Consider the following 20,815-nt stretch of genomic DNA (forward strand, 5'->3'; position numbering starts at 1 on the left):
CATGAACTATGCGATCCTGTCCGGGTGCTTGCTGCTGACCTTGGCCGTTCGGTCACAACCCGGCCCGATGGAGCAACCCCTCCATGTGGTGGTGACCCTCGACCATGAGCTGTTCCGCAACGGCGTGGCGCAGTACATGGTGTTCTCGCCCGGGAACGACACCCTGCTGGCGGACAAGCTCCGACCTGCGCAGGGGGACAGCGTGCTTTCGTTCATAGTGCATGCCTCCAGCGCAGACCATCCGTGGCGCGTGAAGTACCTGCCCGGTGGTACCTTGATGGACCTTCACATCGACCACACCCCGTCGCTGTTCGGCTTTACCCTGCGCATGCCCTTCACGCAAGGCAACTTCGAACTGGACAGCCGTCGCCTGATGAAATGCCTTTCGGACCAGGCGGAGGACCTGCAAAGGCGCGATGCCCGGCGGCCCGGCTGGAACCTGGAGCATCCGTTCGGCGCGGCGGATACTCTGGCCTGCCATGGTGGGCTGTTGGTCTATTCACGCGGCGGTAAGATGCACTCCGAAGTGCGCATCCTTGACCTGATGCCCTTCGTGAAGCGCTACCCACGTGTGCCACCCACAGCGGCGCGTGAAACCAGCTATCCCGGCGGCCCGGCCAACTTCGATCGCTTCATCCGCGCGCACTTCAGCAAGCCATTGATCGAGCGCACCAATGCCCGGGTGAAGCTCTCGGCGCTGGTGACCATCGAGACCGATGGCAGCATCCACCGGGTGGACCTGAACGGCAGCGCCTACCCCGAACTGGACCGCGAATTCAAACGGGTGCTGCAACTCAGCAGCTGGTGGGAGCCGGCCGTGGTGGAGAACGTGCGCAGCACCATCGACCCGCGCACCTTCCGCTATGTGGAGCAGAGCCAGGTTATCGAGTTCACCGTGGACCCGGACAGCATCTGGACGGAGATCCCGGAAGCGGCGCTCACGATCATGCCGAAGGACCCCAGGAGCAGCGACGAGCTCACCGTGACCTTCCACTGGATCGGTGGCTCATGCGGGCGCTACGAGGCCTACGCCAAGGTGCAGCCGCGCACCAAGGAAAGCGAGGTGCGCGACGTCTTCCTGTATTTCGGTCAGCTGCCGGGCGAGCTCTGCACGGACATCAAGCCGCAGTCCTTCGGCTTCACCATGAAGGCATTGCCGCCGGGCCGTTACAGGTTCAGGCAGATGCCGCACCCCGAGCTGGGCAGGCCTTCGGCGCCGGACCCCTATGCGGTGCGGGTAGTGGAGGTGCGGTGATCGCGTGAGCGGGCGAAGCGGCAGCCCGGCGTAGGCAGGGCCATGTGGATGCGAGCAATGAGGAGGCTGCAAGGAACGAGCAGACCCCGCAGTGCCGCAGCCGCTGGCCATGGCAAGACGGCTACAGCGCAGCACGCGACCCCGGCTGCACTTGGGCCGGGGGCACGCCCACACCAGTCTTGAATATCTATGCGCTTAGGTAATTGATCGTCCAACACATTGGCTGATCATCGAAGTGATACTCCTCACCATCGATAAGCAGGGTCCAAAGTGGTTCATCCGGAAAATCATTCATACGGAGCCTACAGCGGTTCTCTGGGTATGCACTGGTCGAGAAATACCGATCACTTTCCTGTACTTGGGTCCAGGTGAGAACCTCCGTTAACAGTTGACTGGCTGTCGGATGCATGATGATCACCTCCCCTTCATCTCCCCGCCCGTCTGCCGGTTCCGTTCCTCCTGCATGGGGTTGGGGCGGCGCCACTCGCGTTCCTTGAAGACATCGAAACGGGTGGGCACCATGCGCGGCGGCCAGTTATTGTTGTTGAGGTCGCAATCGGCGGTCTCGAGGAAGGGATCGAGGGTGACGCTCCTGACCTCTTTGCGCTTCACGAAGACCTTGGTGACCTCGTCGCTGGTCTTCCACAGCTCGGCGGGGATGCGCTCCACCTCGGTGGTGCCGTCCGCGTAGGTCCACTCCAGGATCACCGGCATCACCAGCCCGCCGATGTTCTTCAGTGCCAGCTCGTACAGGTGCAGGTCCTGGCCCAGCAGCGCCTGTTCCTCGGCCGTGAGCGCCGCCTTCCACTTCTCATAGGCCGCCAGTTCGCGCTCGGTGGCCTTCAGCGGATCGAAGCGGTTGTAGAAGTCGCGCGTGGTGGTGTCGCGGTCCACCACGAAATCGAGTTTCGCCTCGATGTTGCGCTGGCGGCTGATGTCAACGGGTTCGGCGGCCTTGTCCTTGCGCTGCAGCTCCTTGGCGGCGATCGGATCGCGCGGGTCCATGCGCATGTACTTCAGGCCCGTGATGGCGATGTCCACATGGTCGGTGGTGTAGAACCAACCGCGCCAGAACCAGTCGAGGTCCACGCCGCTGGCATCCTCCATGCTGCGAAAGAAGTCGGCCGGTGTGGGGTGCTTGAACTTCCAGCGCTCGCAATAGGTCTTGAAGGCGTGGTCGAAGAGCTCGCGGCCCATCACCGTCTCACGCAGGATGTTGAGCGCGGTGCAGGGCTTGCCGTAGGCGTTGTTGCCGAACTGCGTGATGCTCTCGCTGTTGGTCATGATCGGCTCGATGCGCGCCTTCTCCTGGCCGGGCGCGGCGTTGGGGTCGCCCTTCATGTAGTCCACGATGTTGCGGGGCCTGCCGCGCCAGCTGGGGTAGTCCTTGTCCCACTCCTGTTCGGTGAGGTATTGCACGAAGGTGTTGAGGCCCTCATCCATCCAGGTCCACTGCCGCTCGTCGGAGTTGATGATCATGGGGAAGAAGTTGTGCCCCACCTCGTGCGTGATCACGCCGATCATGCCATACTTGGTGCGCTCGCTGTAGGTACCGTCCTTCTCGGGCCGCCCGCCGTTGAAGCAGATCATGGGGTACTCCATGCCGATGCGGTCGGTGTGCACGCTAATGGCCACCGGGTAGGTGTAGTCGATGGTGTACTTGCTGTAGGTCTTGATGGTGTGCGCCACCACCTTGGTGCTGTACTGCTCCCACAGCGGGTTGCCCTCCTTGGGGTAGAAGCTCATGCAGAGCACGTTGTTCTTCCCCACCGGCTGGTTCATGCCGTCCCAGATGAACTTGCGGCTGCTGGCGAAGGCCACATCGCGCACGTTCTGCGACTTGAAGACCCAGGTCTTCTTCCCGGTGGCCTTGCTCTTCTCGGCCTCGGCGGCCTCGGCGGGCGTCACGATCATCACGGGGCTGTCGGCCTTGCGGGCCTTGGCGAGCCGTTCGCGCTGGGTGCCGGAGAGCACGGCGCTCTCGTTCTGCAGCGTGCCGGTGGCACCCACGATGTGATCGCTGGGCACGGTGATGCTGAGGGTGTAGTCGCCGAAATCGAGGGTGAACTCGCCCTGACCGAGGAACTGCTTGTGCATCCAGCCGCTGTAGTCCATGTAGGCGCACATGCGCGGGTAGAACTGCGCGATGGTGTAGAGGTAGTTGTCCTCCTCGGGGAAGTACTCGTAGCCGCTGCGGCCGCCCACCTTGTCGCGGTCGTTGATGGGGAACCACCAGGCCACCTTGAAGTTGTAGACCGCACCGGGCGCCAGGGGCTTGGGCAGGTCGATGCGCATCATGGTCTTGTTGATGGTGTACTTCAGCTTGGCACCAGCCGCATCGGTGACACTGGTGATGCGGAAGCCACCTTCGAAGGGCTGGGTCCAGCGCTCCAGCGTCCTTAGGCTCACGCTGTCGCCGATGGTGCCGGTACGGATGAGGTTAGCGTCGCTGCCGGGCTCGAAGATGTTCTGGTCGAGCTGCAGCCAGAGATACTCGAGCTTGTCGGGACTCTGGTTGTGATAGGTGATCGTCTCGCTGCCCGTGAGCTTCTGGGTGGCATCGTCGATCTCGACCTTGATATCGTAGTCGGCCTTCATCTGCCAATAGGCGTGGCCGGGGGCTCCGCTGGCGGTGCGCTGCTCGTTGGGCGTGGGCAGTTCCTGGTCCAACTGGCGGAACTTGTCGCGGCCGTAGCGGGGGGAGTCCTGGGCGAGGCTCGCTGTAGCGAGGAGTGTGCAAAGGGCGAGGGCGTGCGAACGGAGCATGGTCGCGAAAATACGGGGCTGCGGGCCTCGGGCTGTGAGCTGCGGGCCTCTGGCTACGGGCTACGGGCTACGGGCTACGGGCTACGGGCTGCGGGCTGTGGGCTGTGGGCTGCGGGCTGCGGGCTGTTGAACGGGTTAGCGAACTTTCGGAAAACCACACCCGATGAAAGACTTCAAGAAGCTCGACATGTGGCAGCATGGCATGAACCTCATCGATTCCGTGTACGACCTGTACGATGGTCTGCCTTGGCAGGAGGTTTCGGAATACAAGGGGCAGTCCCAGCGGGCCGCCATTTCCATCCCCTCCAACATTGCCGAGGGCAACTCGCGTCGCAGCGAAAAGGACAAATACCGCTTCATGGAGATCGCATTGGGCTCAGCGTTCGAACTGGAAACACAAGTGCTCTCAGCGATGAGAAGGAAGTGGTGTCCGGTGGCCCAAGCTGAGCGGATCATCACCGACATCGACCGGCAGCAGAAGATGATGATGGGGTTCATGGAGAAGTTGAAGGTGTGAGGGGCTGCGGGCCTCGGGCTGTGGGCTGTGGGCCTCGGGCTACGGGCGAACAGCCTCGGGCAATGCGCTTACAACGCAGTGACGCACGAACCAGCCCGTGGCCCGGAGCCCAGAGCCCGCGGCCATCCTCCATCTTTGTGCTGGCATGAAAGCCTCCCTCCTCGTACTCCTGCTCTTCGGCGCGCTCGCGCCCCACGACTTCTTTGTCTCCATCCTCACCATCCGCCATACCCCGGCCACGCAGACGCTCGACCTCACCTGGCGCATCACCGCGCACGACATCGAGCATGCCCTGGAGAACGTGGCCCCGCTGAAGCTCGGGTCCGAACGCGAGCACCCCAAGGCCGACAGCATCCTGAACGCCTACTTCCACCAGCACCTCGTGCTCTTCCAGAACAAGCAGCTCACCTGGACCTGGGTGGGCAAGGAACTCGACGGCGAAACGCTCTACTGCTACCTGCAGGTGGACAGCATCACCTCACCGAAGGACCTCCTGGTGCAGAACACCCTGCTACAGGACCTCTACTACGAGCAGCAGAACCTGGTGCATGTGGAGGGTGAGAAGCTGCCCACGCGGTCGCATACCTTCATCCAGGGATCGAGGCCGTATACGTTCGTGTGGTAGGCGCTCCTGCCACCGCCTAACTTCGCCCTACCCCAACCCGGAGACCGCCCGATGCGTCCCTCCGCCCTCAAATACGTCCTCGTCTACCTGATCCCCGCCGTGGTCGCGGCATCGCTCGCGGTGCAGAACGAATGGTCGTTTGCCGCAGTGGCCTTCGTGTTCGGGGTGCTGCCGGCCATCGAGCTGTTCCTGAAGCCCGACCCGCGCAACTTGGACGCCGTGCAGGAGGCCGTGGCCAGGCAGGATCGCGGCTACGACCTGATCCTCTACAGCCTGGTGCCCATCCAATGGGGGCTGCTGCTCTTCTTCCTGGTGCAGGTGAGCGCCGCTGAGCTTTCGTGGGTGGTGAAGCTGGGGCTCACCTCGGCCTTCGGCATGGCCTGCGGGGTGCTGGGCATCAACGCGGCGCACGAGTTGGGGCACCGGCCCACCAAGCACGAGCAGTTCATGGCGAAGGCGCTGCTGCTGACCACGCTATACATGCACTTCTTCATCGAGCACAACCGCGGGCACCACAAGCATGTGAGCACCGACGTGGATCCCGCCAGCAGCCGGCGCGGCGAGTGGCTCTACGCCTTCTTCGTGCGCACCATCACGGGCAGCTGGCTCAGCGCGTGGAAGCTGGAACACCAGCGACTTCGGAAGAAGGGCCTGCCCTTGTTCAGCGTGCACAACGAGATGCTGCGCTTCCAAGTGGTCCAGCTCGCCCTGGTGGTGGTGATCGCAGCAGTGTTCGGGCTGGAGGTGATGGGCTGGTTCCTTGGGGCCGCGCTCATCGGCATCCTGCTGTTGGAGACCGTGAACTACATCGAGCACTATGGCCTGCGGCGCAAGAAGAACGGCGACACCTACGAGCGTCCGCTACCCATCCACTCCTGGAACTCGGACCACCCGCTGGGCCGCTTGGTGCTGCTGGAACTGACGCGCCACAGCGACCACCATTACCTCGCCAGCCGGAAGTACCAGGTGCTGCGCCACTTCGACGAGAGCCCGCAGCTGCCCGCCGGCTATCCCGCCATGATGGCCCTGGCCTTCTTTCCGCCCCTGTGGTTCCGCGTGATGGACCGCGAGATCGAGCGCTTGAAGGAACGGCTGGGCAGCGAGGCGCTCGCCTGAGCGGTGCACCGGTGCGTGCAATCTTTGCGGCCGATGGCCCGCACCAGCAAAGCGCCCAACCCCAAAGTGAGCCCGCCCAAGGAGAAGATGACCCGCGCTGAAAAAGCGGCCTTCGTCTCCGCCACGCTCGCCAAGCTATACCCGCGCACGTCCATCCCCCTTGACCACGAGGACCCCTACACGCTGTTGGTGGCAGTGGTGCTGAGCGCGCAATGCACGGACAAGAAGGTGAACGAGATCACCCCGCTGCTGTTCGCCAAGGCCCACACGCCGCAGCAGATGGCGAAGCTGAGCGTGGAGCAGATCCAGGACATCATCCGGCCGTGCGGATTGTCGCCCATGAAGAGCAAGGGCATCCACGGGCTCTCCAAGATCATCGTGGAGGAACACGGCGGCCAGGTGCCCAGGACCTTCAGCGCCTTAGAGGCCCTACCCGGCGTGGGCCACAAGACCGCCAGCGTGGTGATGGCCCAGGCCTTCGGGGTGCCGGCCTTCCCCGTGGACACCCACATCCACCGCCTGGCCTGGCGCTGGACCCTGAGCACGGGCAAAAGCGTGGAACACACGGAAGCGGACCTGAAGAAGCTCTTTCCAAAGGAGAGCTGGAACGACCTGCACCTGCGCATCATCTACTTCGGCCGCGAACACTGCCCGGCCAAAGGCCATGATCCACGCAAGTGCCCCATCTGCAGCGCAATCGGGCGGAAGGAGCTGTTCAAGCAGGTCGTTGGTTGACCATCGTCATGGTCGTCGGGCTGCTGTGAGGGTACTTTGCTTGCATTGACATTGTACCCATGAGCACGACCACCCTGCACCGCGATGAACTGGTCCACCGACTGATGGCCGAACGCCAAGGCCCCTGTGTGACCCTGCTGCTTCCCACCCACCGCACCATGCCCGATGCCGGACAGGACCATTTGGTGCTGAGGCGCCTGGTGGAACAGGCCGAAAAGCGCCTGCTGGAGAAGGGTGACAAGCGGACCATGGCCCCTTGGCTGGAACGGCTGGCCACCTTGGAAAAGAGCATCGATCACACCCACAACACCGAGGGGATGGCTGTTTTCATCGCCTCCGACCTCACGGAAGTGGTGAAGCTGCCCTTCCCGGTGGCCGAGCGCTGCGTGGTGGACGGGACCTTTGCCACACGCGAGGTGGTGCGCTGGAAGTTGGGTGGCGTTGACCATCATGTACTGGTGCTGGGCACCACCGGTGCGCGGCTGTACCACGCCTCCAACGACCGCCTGCTCCACGAGGTGCGCGGCGCCTTCCCCTTGGAGAACCGCCACTACAGCACCGATGCGGTGGCCGTGAGCACCTCGCGCGGACAGGTGAACCAGTTGCGGGAGTTCCATGTGGCCGTGGACAAGGCCGTGCGCGAGGCCGTGGGCGACAACGGTCGCGTGGTGGTGGCCTGCACGCACGAACAATACCCCCAACTGGTTTCCGAAACACCACGCAAGGACCTCTATATCGGCAACCTCCCCGGCAGCCATGACCACGCCTCCCCCGCGGAAGTGGTGAAGCATGCCTGGACCATCGCCTATGAGGACCAGAAGCAGCGCCACACGGCCGATCTGGAACTGCTGAAGCGGGCCGGAGCCGGCAAGCACAGCACATCCGTCAAGGACATCTGGGCCCAGGTGCGCGAAGGCCGTGGACTTACCCTGCTGGTGGAACGCGATCTCCGCATGGCCGCGAAGGTGGACGGGGATCGAATCGAACTGGTGAACGACCCAACGGCCCTTGGTGTGGTGGACGACCTCATCGACGACATCATCGAGGAACAGCTCAGAAAGGGCGGTGATGTGCGGATCCTGCCGAACGGACTGCTGGGCGAGTACGATGGGATTGCACTGCTGCTCCGGTATTGATCGTCGGGACCAGCCCCGGCCACCGGTAATTTTACCGGCCAGTCATGGGGGCATTGGGTTACTATATGGCGCTTCCGTTCATCTACGGAATCGCGTGGTTGCCTTTTCCTGTGCTTTACGGCCTGAGCAATGGCATCCGGTTCGTCCTCTACGACCTTCTCGGCTACAGGAAGCATGTGGTTCTCAACAACTTGCGCAACAGCTTCCCGGAGAAGAGCGAAGCGGAGATAGCGAGCATTGCACGCCGATTCTACGGATGGTTCTGCGACCTCACTCTGGAGACGCTCAAGACCCTGACCATCTCGCCGGCCGAGGTTCGGGAGCGCGTCCGGTTCGAAGGCATCGACATCCTGGAGGGCTACGCCAAGCGGGGCCAGAGCGTGATTCTGGTACTGGGGCATTTCGGCAACTGGGAGCTCGCCGGCGCCCGCTACAGCCAGGAGAAGTCCATCCCGCAGCTCTACGTGATCTACCACCCGCTGCATAACAGGCGGTTCGACCAGCTCCTCCACCACATGCGCACGCGGCACGGTACCCGGCTTTACACCATGCGGGAGACCAGTAAGAGCATGATCCGGGACAAGCGCCTGCTCACTGCCACGGCCTTCATCGCCGATCAGACCCCCGCCCCGGAACGCGCCTATTGGATGACCTTCCTGAACCAGGACACCCCCGTCTTCCTCGGCACGGAGGCCCTGGCGCGAAAGCTGGGGTATCCCGTGGTCTACATCAGCATCAGCCGCCCCAGCCGTGGAAATTATGTGATGCGGGCCGAGACCCTTGTGGCCGAGCCCCAGGCCACCCGCGAAGGGGAGATCACCGAGACCCACACCCGCCGGTTGGAGCGGGATATCCGTCAGCACCCCGAACTTTGGCTCTGGACTCATCGACGATGGAAGCACAAACGGCCCCGCGCGTGACCGTGCGGCAGCAAGCCGAGCGCAAGGACCTCATCCTGGCCACCCGGCCTTTCGCTCATGAGCAGCGCGGGCGGAGCTGGCTGCACCTGCTCGTGGCGCTGGGCGTCACGGTAGGCTGCTACCTCGGCATCGTCCTGCTCGAACCCTGGTGGTCGAAAGCGGCCTTCGGAGTGCTCACCGGCCTCTCCCTGGTGCGGATGTTCATCCTCTACCACGACCACCAGCACAAGAGCATCCTCAACCGCAGCAAGGCTGCCGACGCCTTCTTCTGGTTCTTCGGCGTGTGGATGCTCAGTCCGCCGAGCATCTGGAAGCGGAGCCATGACCACCACCACAAGCACAACTGCAAGCTCTACACCAGCAGCATCGGCTCGTTCCCCGTGGTGACGGTGGAGAAATACAGGACGCTGTCGCGCGGCGAGCGGTTCGCCTACCGCTTCATCCGCAGCCCCTTCGCCATTGCCTTCGGCTACGTCTTCGTCTTCATCATCGGCATGTGCCTCAACAGCTTCATCAGCAACCGTGGGCGGCACTGGGACAGCCTCATCACGCTGATCTTCCACGCCGCCCTGGGGTGGGCCACCTGGTACTTCCTGGGGTGGGAGAACCTGGTCTTCGCCTTCTTCCTCCCCTACCTGGTCACCTTCGCCTTGGGCAGCTACCTCTTCTACGCCCAGCACAATTTCCCCGGCACCGTCTTCGCGGACAAGGACGGTTGGAGCTACGTGAAAGCCGCATTGGACAGCAGCAGCTTCATGGAGATGAGCCCGGTGATGCAGTGGTTCACCGGCAACATCGGCTTCCACCACATCCATCACCTCAATGCGCACATCCCTTTCTACCGCCTGCCGGAGGTGCACGATGCCATCCCCGAGCTGCGTGAGCGCGCCAAGCGCACCTCATTGCGGCCTGCGGATGTGGTGGCGTGCTTCCGCCTGAAGGCTTGGGACCCGGCCCAGCAGCGCATGGTGACGCTGCGGGAGCTGCGGGGCGCTTGATCCGGGCCGACGGGACCGGCCGCCTGATCAGTTCAGCACCAGATCCAGCCGGCCGATCGGCGGCGCATCCACCACCTGCAAGGCCTTGGAATAGCCCAGGATGAGCTGGATCGTGGATGCCTTAGGGCCGAGGGGGGCGTTGGGCATGGCTCGGTTGCGGCGGTTCTTGCGTCGAAGGGTAGAATTCGTCATCGAGACGGATTTGAGGGGTTGATGCGGATAGAACGGCCTCCGGTGCCTGGTATTGCATCACCCCCGGAAAATGGTGCGGCGGGCCTCTTGACAGGACCCGCCGCAGCCGCTTGCACAGGAGGGTCTATGCCCGTTCCAGCGCGATGTCGTGCTTCCGGATCAGCTTGCGCATATTGATGAGGGCATAACGCATACGGCCAAGGGCCGTGTTGATGCTCACCCCCGTATGGTCGGCAATCTCCTTGAAGCTCATGCCCAGGTAGGTTCGCATGATCACCACCTCGCGCTGTTCCTCTGGCAGGTGCTCGATGAGCTTGCGCACATCGGCATCGATCTGCACGTTCACCAGTCGCTGTTCCACGTTCTTGCCGGGCTGGGCATGCGTGGCGAACACATCGTGCGCATCGTTGCTCCGCACCATGGGCATCTTCTTGCTCCGGCGGAAGTGGTCGATGACCAGGTTATGGGCGATGCGCAGGACCCAGGGCAGGTACTTGCCCTCTTCATTGTACTTGCCGCCCTTCAGGGTGTTCACCACCTTGATGAAGGTCTCTTGGAAGAGGTCTTCCGTGAGCTCGCGGTCCCGCACCAGCAGGTAGATATGGCTCCACACCTTGCGCTTATGGCGGTGTAGCAGGGTCTCAAAGGCCGATTCCTGGCCGTTGAGGTAGAGCTGCACGAGCTCTTGGTCGTCGATGGAAACCGCCGCCTTGGCGATGGAACGCTTGGATAGCATGGCCTTACCCGTTTTGGTCCGTAATGGATCGAGAACGTCAGGGTAGTGGTCTAGCTATCGGGGGGCGGTTGTTAGGTTGACCCGGACGTACCGGGATGATATAGGAAAGACGCCTTCGCCCATGAGAACGTTGCCTCCTTCCAGTTATTGTGCGCCTTCCTCGATTTTCAGCGGCGCCAGTCAAAGATAGGCCCTGCGCTCCGGAAGCCGCAATGCCGGTCCCTAATTTCGGCGCCCCTTTCCCTCACCGCCCGCTCCCCTTGCCCGCCAAGCCCCCTCCTTCCCCCGAAGCCCTGCGAAAGCTCCGCCACGGCTCCATCCGCGTGGAAGGCGCCCGCGTGCACAACCTGAAGAACGTGAGCGTGGAGATCCCACGCGGCAAGCTGGTGGTCATCACCGGCCTGAGCGGCAGCGGGAAGAGCTCGCTGGCCTTCGACACCCTCTACGCTGAGGGCCAGCGCCGCTACGTGGAGAGCCTGAGCAGCTATGCCCGCCAGTTCATGGGGCGCTTGGAGAAGCCCGATGTGGACCGCATCATCGGCATCAGCCCGGCCATCGCCATCGAGCAGAAGGTGCAGACCAGCAACCCGCGCAGCACGGTGGGCACCAGCACCGAGGTCTACGACCACCTGAAGCTCCTCTTCGCCCGGGCGGGGCGCACCATCAGCCCGGTGAGTGGCCAGCCCGTGAAGCGCCACACCGTGGAGGACGTGGTGGCCGGGGTGAACGGCTACCCGCACGGCAGCACCGTGCTCATGCTGGCGCCGCTGGCCATCCCCAAGGGGCGCAGCATCAAGGAACACCTGGACATCCTGCAGCAGCAGGGCTATGCCCGCGTCCATGACGGCAAGGAAGTGCACCGCATCGAGGACCTGCTGGCCTCCAAGAAAGCGCTGAAAGGCACCTGGTTCCTGGTGGTGGACCGCCTGGCGGCCGTGCCCGGGGATACGGAGAACGAGAGCCGCGCGGCCGACAGCGCCGAAACCGCCTTCTTCGAAGGACAGGGTGAGCTGATCCTGCTCGGGGAGGACGGGCGCCAGATGGCGTTCAGCGACCGTTTCGAAGCCGATGGCATTGCCTTCGAGGAGCCCAGCCCCAACCTCTTCAGCTTCAACGACCCGGTGGGCGCCTGTCCGCAGTGCGAAGGGTACGGCAGCGTAATCGGCATCGATGCCGACCTGGTGGTCCCGGACAAGCGCTTGAGCGTCTATGATGACTGCGTGGCGCCGTGGCGCGGGGAAAAGCTGAGCGAGTGGAAGCAGGACTTCATCCGCGACAGCGCCCGTTACGACTTTCCCATCCACCGCCCCTACCGCGAGCTGGATGCCGGGCAGCGCCGCCTGCTCTGGCAGGGTGCCAAGGGCGTGGCCGGGATCGACCGCTTCTTCCAGTACGTGGAGGAGAAGAGCTACAAGATCCAGTACCGCGTGCTGGCCAGCCGCTACCGCGGCAAGACCACCTGCCCTGCCTGCGAAGGCACCCGGCTGCGCAAGGAGGCCCGCTATGTGCGCATTGGCGGCCGCGACATCACCGAACTGGCGCGAATGCCCATCGCCGACTGCCTGCGGTTCTTCGAGGAGCTGCGGCTCGATGAGCATGAGCAGCGCATCGCTGCAAGGCTGCTGAAGGAGATCACCAACCGGCTGCGTTATCTGGCAGATGTGGGCGTGGGCTACCTCACGCTCGACCGGCGGAGCAACACCCTCAGCGGGGGCGAGACCCAGCGCATCGACCTCGCCACCTCATTGGGCAGCAGCCTGGTGGGCAGCCTGTACATCCTGGACGAGCCCAGCATCGGCCTGCACCCGCGCGATACCGAGCGCCTCATCGGCGTACTGAAGCAGTTGCGCGACCTTGGCAACACGGTGATCGTGGTGGAGCACGACGAAGAGGTGATGCGTGCCGCGGACCACATCATTGACATGGGCCCCATGGCCGGCAGCCATGGCGGCGAAGTGGTCTTCAGCGGCCCCTTCGGGGCACTCATGGACAGCGACGGCCTCACAGCCCGCTACCTCACCGGCCGGGAGTCGATTCCCATGCCCGTGCGCCGCAGGGCCGTGCGCGACAAGCTGCTGCTGCGCGGCGCCCGTGAGCATAACCTCAAGGATATCGACGTCAGCTTCCCGCTGCATATGCTCACGGTGGTCACCGGGGTGAGCGGAAGCGGCAAGACCACCCTTGTGAAGCGCATCCTCCATCCCGCGATGAAGCGCCACCTCGATGGCTTCAGTGAGCGGCCCGGCGAGCACAGCGCGCTGGAGGGCGACCTTGGGCGCATCGAGGCCGTGGAACTGGTGGACCAGAACCCCATCGGACGGAGCAGCCGCAGCAATCCGGTCACCTACGTGAAGGCCTGGGACGAGGTCCGCCAGCTCTACAGCGAGCTCGACGTGTCAAAGGTCCGCGGCTACAAGCCGAGCCATTTCAGCTTCAACGTGGATGGTGGCCGTTGCGAGGTCTGCCAGGGCGAGGGCGAGGTGCGCATCGAGATGCAGTTCATGGCCGACATCAGCCTCACCTGCGAAGCCTGCAAGGGCCGACGGTTCCGTGACGAGATGCTGGACGTGCGCTTCCAAGGGCGGGATGTGGCGGAGCTGCTGGACATGACCGTGGATGATGCCATCGCCTTCTTCTCCGCGCATCAGGGACTATCCGCCTGCGCACGCATCGTGCAGAAGCTGCTGCCCCTGCAGCAGACCGGCCTTGGCTATGTGAAGCTCGGACAGAGCAGCAGCACGCTCTCAGGGGGCGAGGCCCAGCGCATCAAGCTGGCCAGCTTCCTCACCAAGGGCCAGGATGAGAAGCCGACCCTGTTCATCTTCGATGAGCCTACCACGGGCCTGCACTTCCACGACATCGCCAAGCTGCTGAAGGCGCTGGACATGCTCATCACGAACGGCCACAGCGTGATCTGCATCGAGCACAACACCGAGGTGATCCTGCGCGCCGACCACGTGATCGACCTGGGCCCCGAGGGGGGCGATGCCGGCGGCCGCCTGCTCTTCGCGGGCACCCCGGAGGACCTGGCCACGCAGGAATCGCACACGGGCAGGGCACTGGCGCGCAGCCTGGGCCGCTCAGCGCAGCAGCGTCACATGGCCTGAAACGGTGACCGGGCCGCCTTCCTTGCAGTACTCCTTGTAGGTGGCCACCACGTAGTACGTCCCATCGGGCACGGGGTCGCCGTTGTTCTCAAGCTTGCCGTTCCAGCCGTAGGTGCTGGTATTGCTGGCGAACACGCGCTGCCCCCATCGGTTGTACACATCCATCTGGAAGTCCGCCGCCTCAATGCCCTCCATCACGAACACCTCATTGTGCCCGTCGCCGTTCGGAGTGAACACATTGGGCAGGAATGCCCGTCCGGGCCCGAGGGTGGCGATGGTGACGCGCACGGTATCCGTCACCGTGCAACCCAAGGGGTCGGTGGCGGTGTACCAGTACTCCCCGGTCCCGTCCACCGCGATGCTCGCAGCCTGGCTCCCGGTGCTCCACGCAATGGATTGCGGCACGAAGGGCGGGGTGAGCGTGGCATCCTGGCCGGGGCAGATGGTGCGGTCCAGGAGCGGCTCATAGGTCACCGGTTCAGCGACCACCACGGTATCCGCGCCCGTGCAGAATCCATCGGTGACCACCACCACGTAGCTGCCGGGCTCGTCCACCGTGATCATCATCGAGGCATCACCGGTGCTCCAGGCGTAGGAGTCGTACCCCGAGCCGGCGTTCAGCAGCACCGAGCCGCCATCGCAGAGCCCGAGGGGCGACTCCAGATCGAGGCCGATGCCGGGAAGCCCGATGGTGATGACCTGCGAGGCATATGCTGTGTCCGCGCAGGTGGCATCCACGATGCCCAGGGTCACCGTGTAGTCGCCAGGGCCGGCGTAGGGGTGCACCGGGTTGGTCTGTGCCGAGCCCGAGCCATCGCCGAAGTCCCACAGGTAGATGCTGCTGCCGGTGCTGGAGTTGAAGAACTCCGCCGAGAACGCATCGCAGTCGCCGGTGGGCACTGCGGAGAACGCCGGCTGCAGGTCCGCGGGGGGCACCACGGTGATCTCCGCATACGCCGTGTCGATGGCGACGCAGAGGCCGGTGGCCGTTCCCACGAGCATGATCGTGTAGGTGCCCGGCGCCGCATACAGGTGGGCGAGCGTGGCCTCGGTGCTGGCCGGCGATCCATCGCCCAGGTCCCAAAGCCATTCATCGGCGGTGCCCACGGCAGTGAGCACGATGGGGTCCTCCAGGCAGAGGAGGGCGCTGCTGATGCTGGCTTCGATGTTCACCTGCACATTCTGCTCGAAGTCGATCTTGAAGACGCCGAGGTTGCAGTTCATGCCATTGTCCGTGCTGCTCCATGCGCCCGGCGTGGTGGGGAAGGTGGTGGCACCGAAGCCGCATCCGGCGCAGACGGCCTGATACACGATGCCATCCTTATCGAACCGGCTGGTGCCCCCGTCCACGTGCTCGGCGGCCGTGCCGCCGAAGAAGGTGGCATAGGCGAGCGATGAGGCGTCCGCATTCAGCACCATCAGGTAGAAATCACTGCCGTCGGTGGTGGGCTGGTAGGCATCGGCGGTCACAGGGAGCCCGATCGTGGTGCTGAAGTTGGGGGTGGCCACATTGTTGGTGGTGCCGCCCCAGCCGCTGAAGTAGATCTGCCCGCAATCGCTCACGAGGAAGGCTGAGGGCGAGATGTCCTCTGTGCCGGTGCTTCCGATGCGGGTGCTCCACTGCGAGGCGGACAGGTCGGCCGAGAGCTTATGGATGAACTGCGAGCCCGACGGATTGGCATAGACGCCGGGCGACACGGGATAAGCGCCGCTCGTCTGCCCCACCACATAGACGAGCCCGGCGGCGTCGATCTGCACGAAATAGCATTGGTCGTAGGCCGATGTGCCGAGGTAGGTGCCGCTGAGCAGCACCGTGCCCTCTGCTGCGTAGCGTGCGATGAATCCATCCACGCCTCCATTGGCCGAGGGGTCGAATGCAGGGCCCGGGAAGACCAGGTTCGCGCTGGAGGTGCCGCCGGTGACGTACACCTCGCCCGCGCTGTTGAACTGCACGCCATAGGCGGCATCGTCGATGGCGCCCCCGAGGTAGGTGGCCCAATCGAGTGCCGTGAGCCCTGCATCCAGTCGGAACACGAAGCCATCGAGGGCTCCTCCACCGAAGGCCTGCTGCGGGGCGCCGGCGGTCACCGGCATGTTGGTGCTGCCCGTGCAGGTGGCCACCACCGGGCGTTCCTGCGCATCGAGCGCAATCTCCCCGCGGAAGGGATCGCCATAGTTATAGGCGAGGTTGAAGCTGGAGTTGACTCCGTCGTTTCCCGCCCCCCCCACGTAGGTGCTGCCAATGAGCGCGGTGGCGTCGGCGCTCAGGTGGGCCACCACCACATCCACGCCGTTGTCGTGGCTGAACCCATAGCTGGCATTGAGCGAGATGAAGCTGCCGCCGTTGAACGTTGCATCGTGCGCACCCGCTGTGGCGGGGAAGTTGGCCGATCCGGTGGTGCCGAGCACATACAACTCGTCCAGGCTGTTCACCACCAGGCTGTGCGGCGCCTCGTTGAGCGAGCCGCCCAGGTAGGTGCTCCAGACCAGCGCATCGCCCGACGGGGTGAACTTGCTCACCCCGATGTCGATGGTGCCCCCTTGGAAGCTGGCCTGCTGCACGCCGGTGGTGACGGGGTACCCCATGCCGAAGACGATGCCTGCGCCATAGAGGTGCCCATCATCATCATAGGTGGCCGTGAAGCCGAAGTTGTCCGCGAAGCTGCCCACGTAACTGCTGAAGGTCACCACCGGGTCGATCACCAGCGTGAGCGATGGGTCATAGCCGTCCGGGAAGGCGTACCGCACCTGGTCGCCCTCCTGGATGAACGCGCAGGACACGGGGATGCGTCGGCCATCGGATTCGCTCCAGGCCACCGGCCGTTGCTCGATGACCGTGCCGGCCGTGGTGGCGATGTAGGCCATGCCGTCGCGCACCTCCAGGCCCTCATGGCCCTCATAGCGCAGGCCGATGCGGCCGGGATCCGCGCCCGGGGCCACCACCCAGTCGTACTTCAGGCCGCGCTCGCCATGAACGTGGAGGTCGATGCCCGGATAGACCTCCTCCAGCCGCACACCGCCGTAGATGCCGACGCCGCCGGCCCACTTGGAGGGGTCGTCGCCGATGAAGTAGTTCGCGTAATGGGGCTGTCGCTCCTCGGCCCTGTGGGCTAGTGCCGCGCCACCTACGAAGTGCGCCTTGAAGGCGTGCTCCCGGTAGGGCTCGAAGGGCTCATCCTTCGGCCGCGCGTGCTGCATCCCTCCGCTCCGCAGCACGTACGTGAAGGCGGATGGCTCGATGAAGACAGCACCGCCAGGGGTCATCGCCCGGTACAGCGCCTGTTGCGGCCATTGGCCCTTGTTCTCATGGAACTCCAAGCCTCGGCCGGCAGCGCCGTGTGCATGGTCATGGGCGACGGCCGCGATGGCCTGAGCCAGCAAGGCGCCCGAAAGGATGATTCCGCGCATGCGTCGAATGTAGCACTGAAGGGATGAACGGTTGAGGGGCTCAGCGCAACAGGGTGACATGGCCGGCCTTGCTCACCTCCGGCTGATCCGCGCAGGCATCCTTGTAGCTGATGATGTAGTAGTAGGTGCCATCCGGAACGGGCGCGTCAGCCGCATTCTCCAAGTTGCCCTTCCAGCCCTTGGTGGAATCGGCCGTGCGGTACATGAGCTGTCCCCAGCGGTTGAACACCTCCATGCTGAATTGCTGCACGCCCAGGCCGGCCACCTCGAACGTGTCGTTCACGCCGTCTCCATTGGGCGTGAAGACATTGGGGATGAATGCCTGGCCCGATGAGGTCGCGAGGTAGCTCACCACCACGGTATCCTGGAAGAGGCAGCCGAAGCCATCCGTGGCGATGAAGGAGTAGGCGCCGTCTCCGCTCACGCTGATGGTCTCGTCCGTCTCGCCGGTGCTCCACGCGATGGACTGCGGCTCGAAGTTGGGCGCGAGCATCACGGGCCTCCCCGGGCAGGTCTGGACGTCTGCCATGCCCTGCGGCGGGGCCACCGGCACCACTTGCACGTCGTCAGCGGCATCGCAGAACCCGAGCTCCACGGAAAGGGCGTACTGGCCCGGCTCGGCCACGGTGATCATCTGCGCGGTCTCCCCCGTGGACCAGGCGTAGCCGTCGAAACCGGATCCGCCATCAAGCATGACCGTGCCACCTGGGCACAGGTACACGGGCGAGGGCAGGTCGATCTCCAGGGTGGCCGGCGGCACCTCCACGGTCATGCTGTAGCTGTCGGAGACCTGGCACGCCTGGTCGATCACGGTGATGGTGTAGCTGTAGCTGCCGGGGCCGCTCAGGGTCACATAGGGGTTCGGCTGGTTGCTCGGCGTGCCGCCCAGGTCCCAGAGCACGATGCTGCTGCCCGTGCTCTGGTTGGTGAGCTGAACGCCATAGGCCGTGCAGGAACTCACCGGATCCGCGGTGAACAGCGCCTCGAGCTGCGCCGGGTCGGTGATGAGCACCGAGATGAACATGGTGTCGGCGATGTTGCAGCTCGTGCTGTCGGTGCCGATGAGCATCACTTGGTAGGTGCCGGGCTCGGTGTAGGTGTGCACGAACTGGGTGCCGCCATTCACCACGGTGCCGTCACCGAGGTCCCAGACCAGCTCGGTGGCATTGCTGCTGCCATTGAACGTGATGGTGGCCGGGGCGCACCCCGTGGTGGCGCTAGCGCTCAGGTCCACATTCACGCCGCTCTGCTCGAAGTCGATCTTGAAGACGCCGAGGTCCCATCCCACATTGTTCGTGGGGGCATAGGAACCGGGCGTGGTGGGCATGCTCTGGCCGCCGCTGCACACGCCCTGGTAGATCACGCCGCGCTTATCGAAGCGGCTGGTTCCGCCATCCACATGGCTGCCGCCATAGTAGCTGCCGAACAACAGCCCTGCCATGTCCACGTCGTAGCAGGCCAGGTAGAAGCGGCTGCTCCCGGGCCCGTACAGCGCGTCGGGGGTGGTCTCCCAGGTGCCGTTGGGATTGTACCCGCTGATGTAGATGCGGTTGCACACGTCCACCAGGAATGCCACGGGGGCGAGCATCTGGCCCGAACCGCCTTGGCTGCCGAGCTTGGTGGTGAACACCGGCGTGGTCAGCCCGGGATCGAAGCTTGCGATGAAGATGGATCCATTGGGCTGGCCGTAGATGCCGGCAGGTGCGATGGGGATGGCGCCATTGCTCTGGCCGTAGATGTAGACGTCGCTTTCGTTATCGAGCTCGATGAAGTAGGCCATGTCATCACCGCTCGTACCGAAATAGGTGCCGGCCAGCAGGGCGCTCCCGTCCAAGGAGAGCTTCACGATGTAGCCGTCGCGCCCCCCGCCTTGGTAGGCTGGCTGGTATCCGCTGCCGGACATGGGGAAGTCGCTGCTCATCGTACCGCCGCAGACATAGATACCGCCGCCATCGAGCCGCAATCCGAGGCCGTTGTCGCCGGCCGCCCCGCCGAGGTAGGTGCTCATCAGGAGCGTGGAGCAGGTGGGGTCCAGGCCGGTGACCACGGCATCCTGCGCCCCGGCAAGGGCGGGCTGGATCGCACCGGATGCCACCGGGTAATCGGCGCTCTGGGTTGCGGAGGCGATGTAGATGTTGCCGGCCGGGTCCACCATCACCTCCCCGCGATAGGTATCCCCGTAGTTGACGGTCATCGTCTGCCGGCCATCCTGCCCGGCCCCTCCGAGATAGGTGCTGCCCACGAGTGCCGTGGCATCGGCGGAGAGGTGGAACACCGCGATATCGCTGCCGCCGTTCGCGGTCGCATCGAATGCCCCGGCGGTGACGGGGAAATCGGTGCTCGTGGTGCTGCCCAGCACGCACAGGCCGCCCGAGGCATTCACGATCATGCTGTGCGGCTTGTCATCGCCGGTGCCCCCGATATAGGTAGCGTAAAGCAGCTCGGTGGCATCGGGGCTGAACTTGTTCACCACGATATCGGTGCCGCTGCCACCGGCCGGCGAAGCTTGGAACGCCCCCAGGGATGAGGGGAAACCGGCCCCGAAGTTCTGCGCTCCTCCGTAGATGTTGCCTTCGGCATCGAAGGTGCTGCAATGCCCATAGTTGCTCGCTCCGACCTGACCGCTGTAGGTGGCGCCCATCAGCACCGGATCGATCACGAAGGGCCTTCCCTCCTCCACCCCTTGAGGGAAGCTGAACCCGACCACGTCGCCGGTCAGGCTGAACGCGCACGCCAAGGGGCTGCGGTCATCGGCATACCAGGCCACCGGCCGCATCTCGGTCATCTCGCCAACGCTCGTGCGCAGCACGAGGTTCCCGCCGGCATCGACGGACACCCCATCAAGGCCCTCATAGCGGAAGGCGATCCGGGCATGGTCCGCACCTGCGGCCACCAGCAGGTCGTACTTCACCGATGCGCCCTCGCTGTGCCAGAGCATGTCGATCCCCGGCCAGACCTCCGAATAGCGCACGGCACCGTACAGCGGCACGCGCGTCGACCATTTCGAGGGGTCGTTGCCCAGATAGTAGTTGTGATGGGCGCTGTGGGGCTCCCCACCGCGGATGGCGGCCGCTCGGTTCCCCTCCACGAAGCGCATGCGCCAGGCGTGCCCGCGGAGCATGAATGCCTGCTGGCGCTCCGGATCCCACTGGATGTACTCGTGCATCAGGTCCGCCGCGTCATCCTGGTAGCGCGACCACGTGACGCCATCGGCCTGCAGGAACATGGCGCTTGTGGGGAAGGATGCCTTGAATCGGACCGCGGACGGCCACTGTCCCTGGTTCGGCACGTATCGCACCTCGGC

Annotated in this window: 13 protein-coding genes; 9 read left to right on the plus strand and 4 right to left on the minus strand. The window is 64.4% G+C overall.

Annotation, left to right across the window (positions count from 1 at the left end; all coding sequences use genetic code 11):
- Positions 1-67: 67 nt before the first annotated feature.
- The gene (locus tag QY325_07435) at positions 68-1,255 is read left to right on the plus strand and encodes a hypothetical protein (GenBank protein WKZ67754.1); all 1,188 of its coding nucleotides are present in this window, start codon (positions 68-70) and stop codon (positions 1,253-1,255) included.
- 414 nt (positions 1,256-1,669) lie between these two features.
- Here QY325_07435 and QY325_07440 read toward each other — a convergent pair whose 3' ends face one another.
- On the minus strand, positions 1,670-4,021 hold the full coding sequence (locus tag QY325_07440; GenBank protein ID WKZ67755.1) for a M1 family metallopeptidase: 2,352 nt from the start codon (positions 4,019-4,021) through the stop codon (positions 1,670-1,672).
- Between the two features lie 163 nt (positions 4,022-4,184).
- Here QY325_07440 and QY325_07445 point away from each other — a divergent pair, with 163 nt between their 5' ends.
- The 7 genes from QY325_07445 to QY325_07475 all read left to right on the plus strand — a co-directional run bounded on the left by QY325_07445 (position 4,185) and on the right by QY325_07475 (position 10,068).
- Positions 4,185-4,538: a four helix bundle protein gene (locus tag QY325_07445; protein WKZ67756.1), complete on the plus strand. Its 354-nt coding sequence runs from the start codon at positions 4,185-4,187 to the stop codon at positions 4,536-4,538.
- A 145-nt stretch (positions 4,539-4,683) separates the two neighbouring features.
- Positions 4,684-5,163 (plus strand): hypothetical protein, encoded by a 480-nt coding sequence (locus QY325_07450; GenBank protein WKZ67757.1) that lies wholly within the window; start codon positions 4,684-4,686, stop codon positions 5,161-5,163.
- A 51-nt stretch (positions 5,164-5,214) separates the two neighbouring features.
- Positions 5,215-6,279: an alkane 1-monooxygenase gene (locus tag QY325_07455; protein ID WKZ67758.1), complete on the plus strand. Its 1,065-nt coding sequence runs from the start codon at positions 5,215-5,217 to the stop codon at positions 6,277-6,279.
- A gap of 87 nt (positions 6,280-6,366) precedes the next feature.
- The gene (gene nth / locus QY325_07460; GenBank protein WKZ67963.1) at positions 6,367-7,014 is read left to right on the plus strand and encodes an endonuclease III; all 648 of its coding nucleotides are present in this window, start codon (positions 6,367-6,369) and stop codon (positions 7,012-7,014) included.
- Between the two features lie 59 nt (positions 7,015-7,073).
- A complete protein-coding gene (locus tag QY325_07465; GenBank protein ID WKZ67759.1) occupies positions 7,074-8,150 on the plus strand; it encodes a hypothetical protein in 1,077 nt (358 codons plus the stop codon).
- Between the two features lie 44 nt (positions 8,151-8,194).
- Positions 8,195-9,070 (plus strand): lysophospholipid acyltransferase family protein, encoded by an 876-nt coding sequence (locus QY325_07470; GenBank protein WKZ67760.1) that lies wholly within the window; start codon positions 8,195-8,197, stop codon positions 9,068-9,070.
- Positions 9,043-10,068: a fatty acid desaturase gene (locus QY325_07475; protein ID WKZ67761.1), complete on the plus strand. Its 1,026-nt coding sequence runs from the start codon at positions 9,043-9,045 to the stop codon at positions 10,066-10,068. The genes QY325_07470 and QY325_07475 overlap by 28 nt, the downstream gene beginning before the upstream one ends.
- Before the next feature lie 316 nt (positions 10,069-10,384).
- Here the strand turns inward: QY325_07475 and QY325_07480 are convergent, their stop codons facing one another.
- Complete coding sequence (locus QY325_07480) at positions 10,385-10,996, minus strand: sigma-70 family RNA polymerase sigma factor (GenBank protein ID WKZ67762.1); 612 nt, start codon at positions 10,994-10,996, stop codon at positions 10,385-10,387.
- A gap of 323 nt (positions 10,997-11,319) precedes the next feature.
- Between QY325_07480 and uvrA the strand changes: the two genes are divergently transcribed.
- Positions 11,320-14,103: an excinuclease ABC subunit UvrA gene (gene uvrA / locus QY325_07485; protein WKZ67964.1), complete on the plus strand. Its 2,784-nt coding sequence runs from the start codon at positions 11,320-11,322 to the stop codon at positions 14,101-14,103.
- Here the strand turns inward: uvrA and QY325_07490 are convergent.
- Together QY325_07490 and QY325_07495 are read right to left on the minus strand one after the other, a co-directional pair.
- On the minus strand, positions 14,077-17,511 hold the full coding sequence (locus tag QY325_07490; protein ID WKZ67763.1) for a gliding motility-associated C-terminal domain-containing protein: 3,435 nt from the start codon (positions 17,509-17,511) through the stop codon (positions 14,077-14,079). The two genes, uvrA and QY325_07490, sit on opposite strands and share 27 nt — an antisense overlap.
- 40 nt (positions 17,512-17,551) lie before the next feature.
- A complete protein-coding gene (locus QY325_07495) occupies positions 17,552-20,737 on the minus strand; it encodes a gliding motility-associated C-terminal domain-containing protein (GenBank protein ID WKZ67764.1) in 3,186 nt (1,061 codons plus the stop codon).
- Positions 20,738-20,815: the final 78 nt, after the last annotated feature.

The sequence above is a fragment of the Flavobacteriales bacterium genome (assembly GCA_030584065.1).
In the GTDB taxonomy this organism is placed as follows: Bacteria; Bacteroidota; Bacteroidia; order Flavobacteriales_F; family PHOS-HE28; genus PHOS-HE28.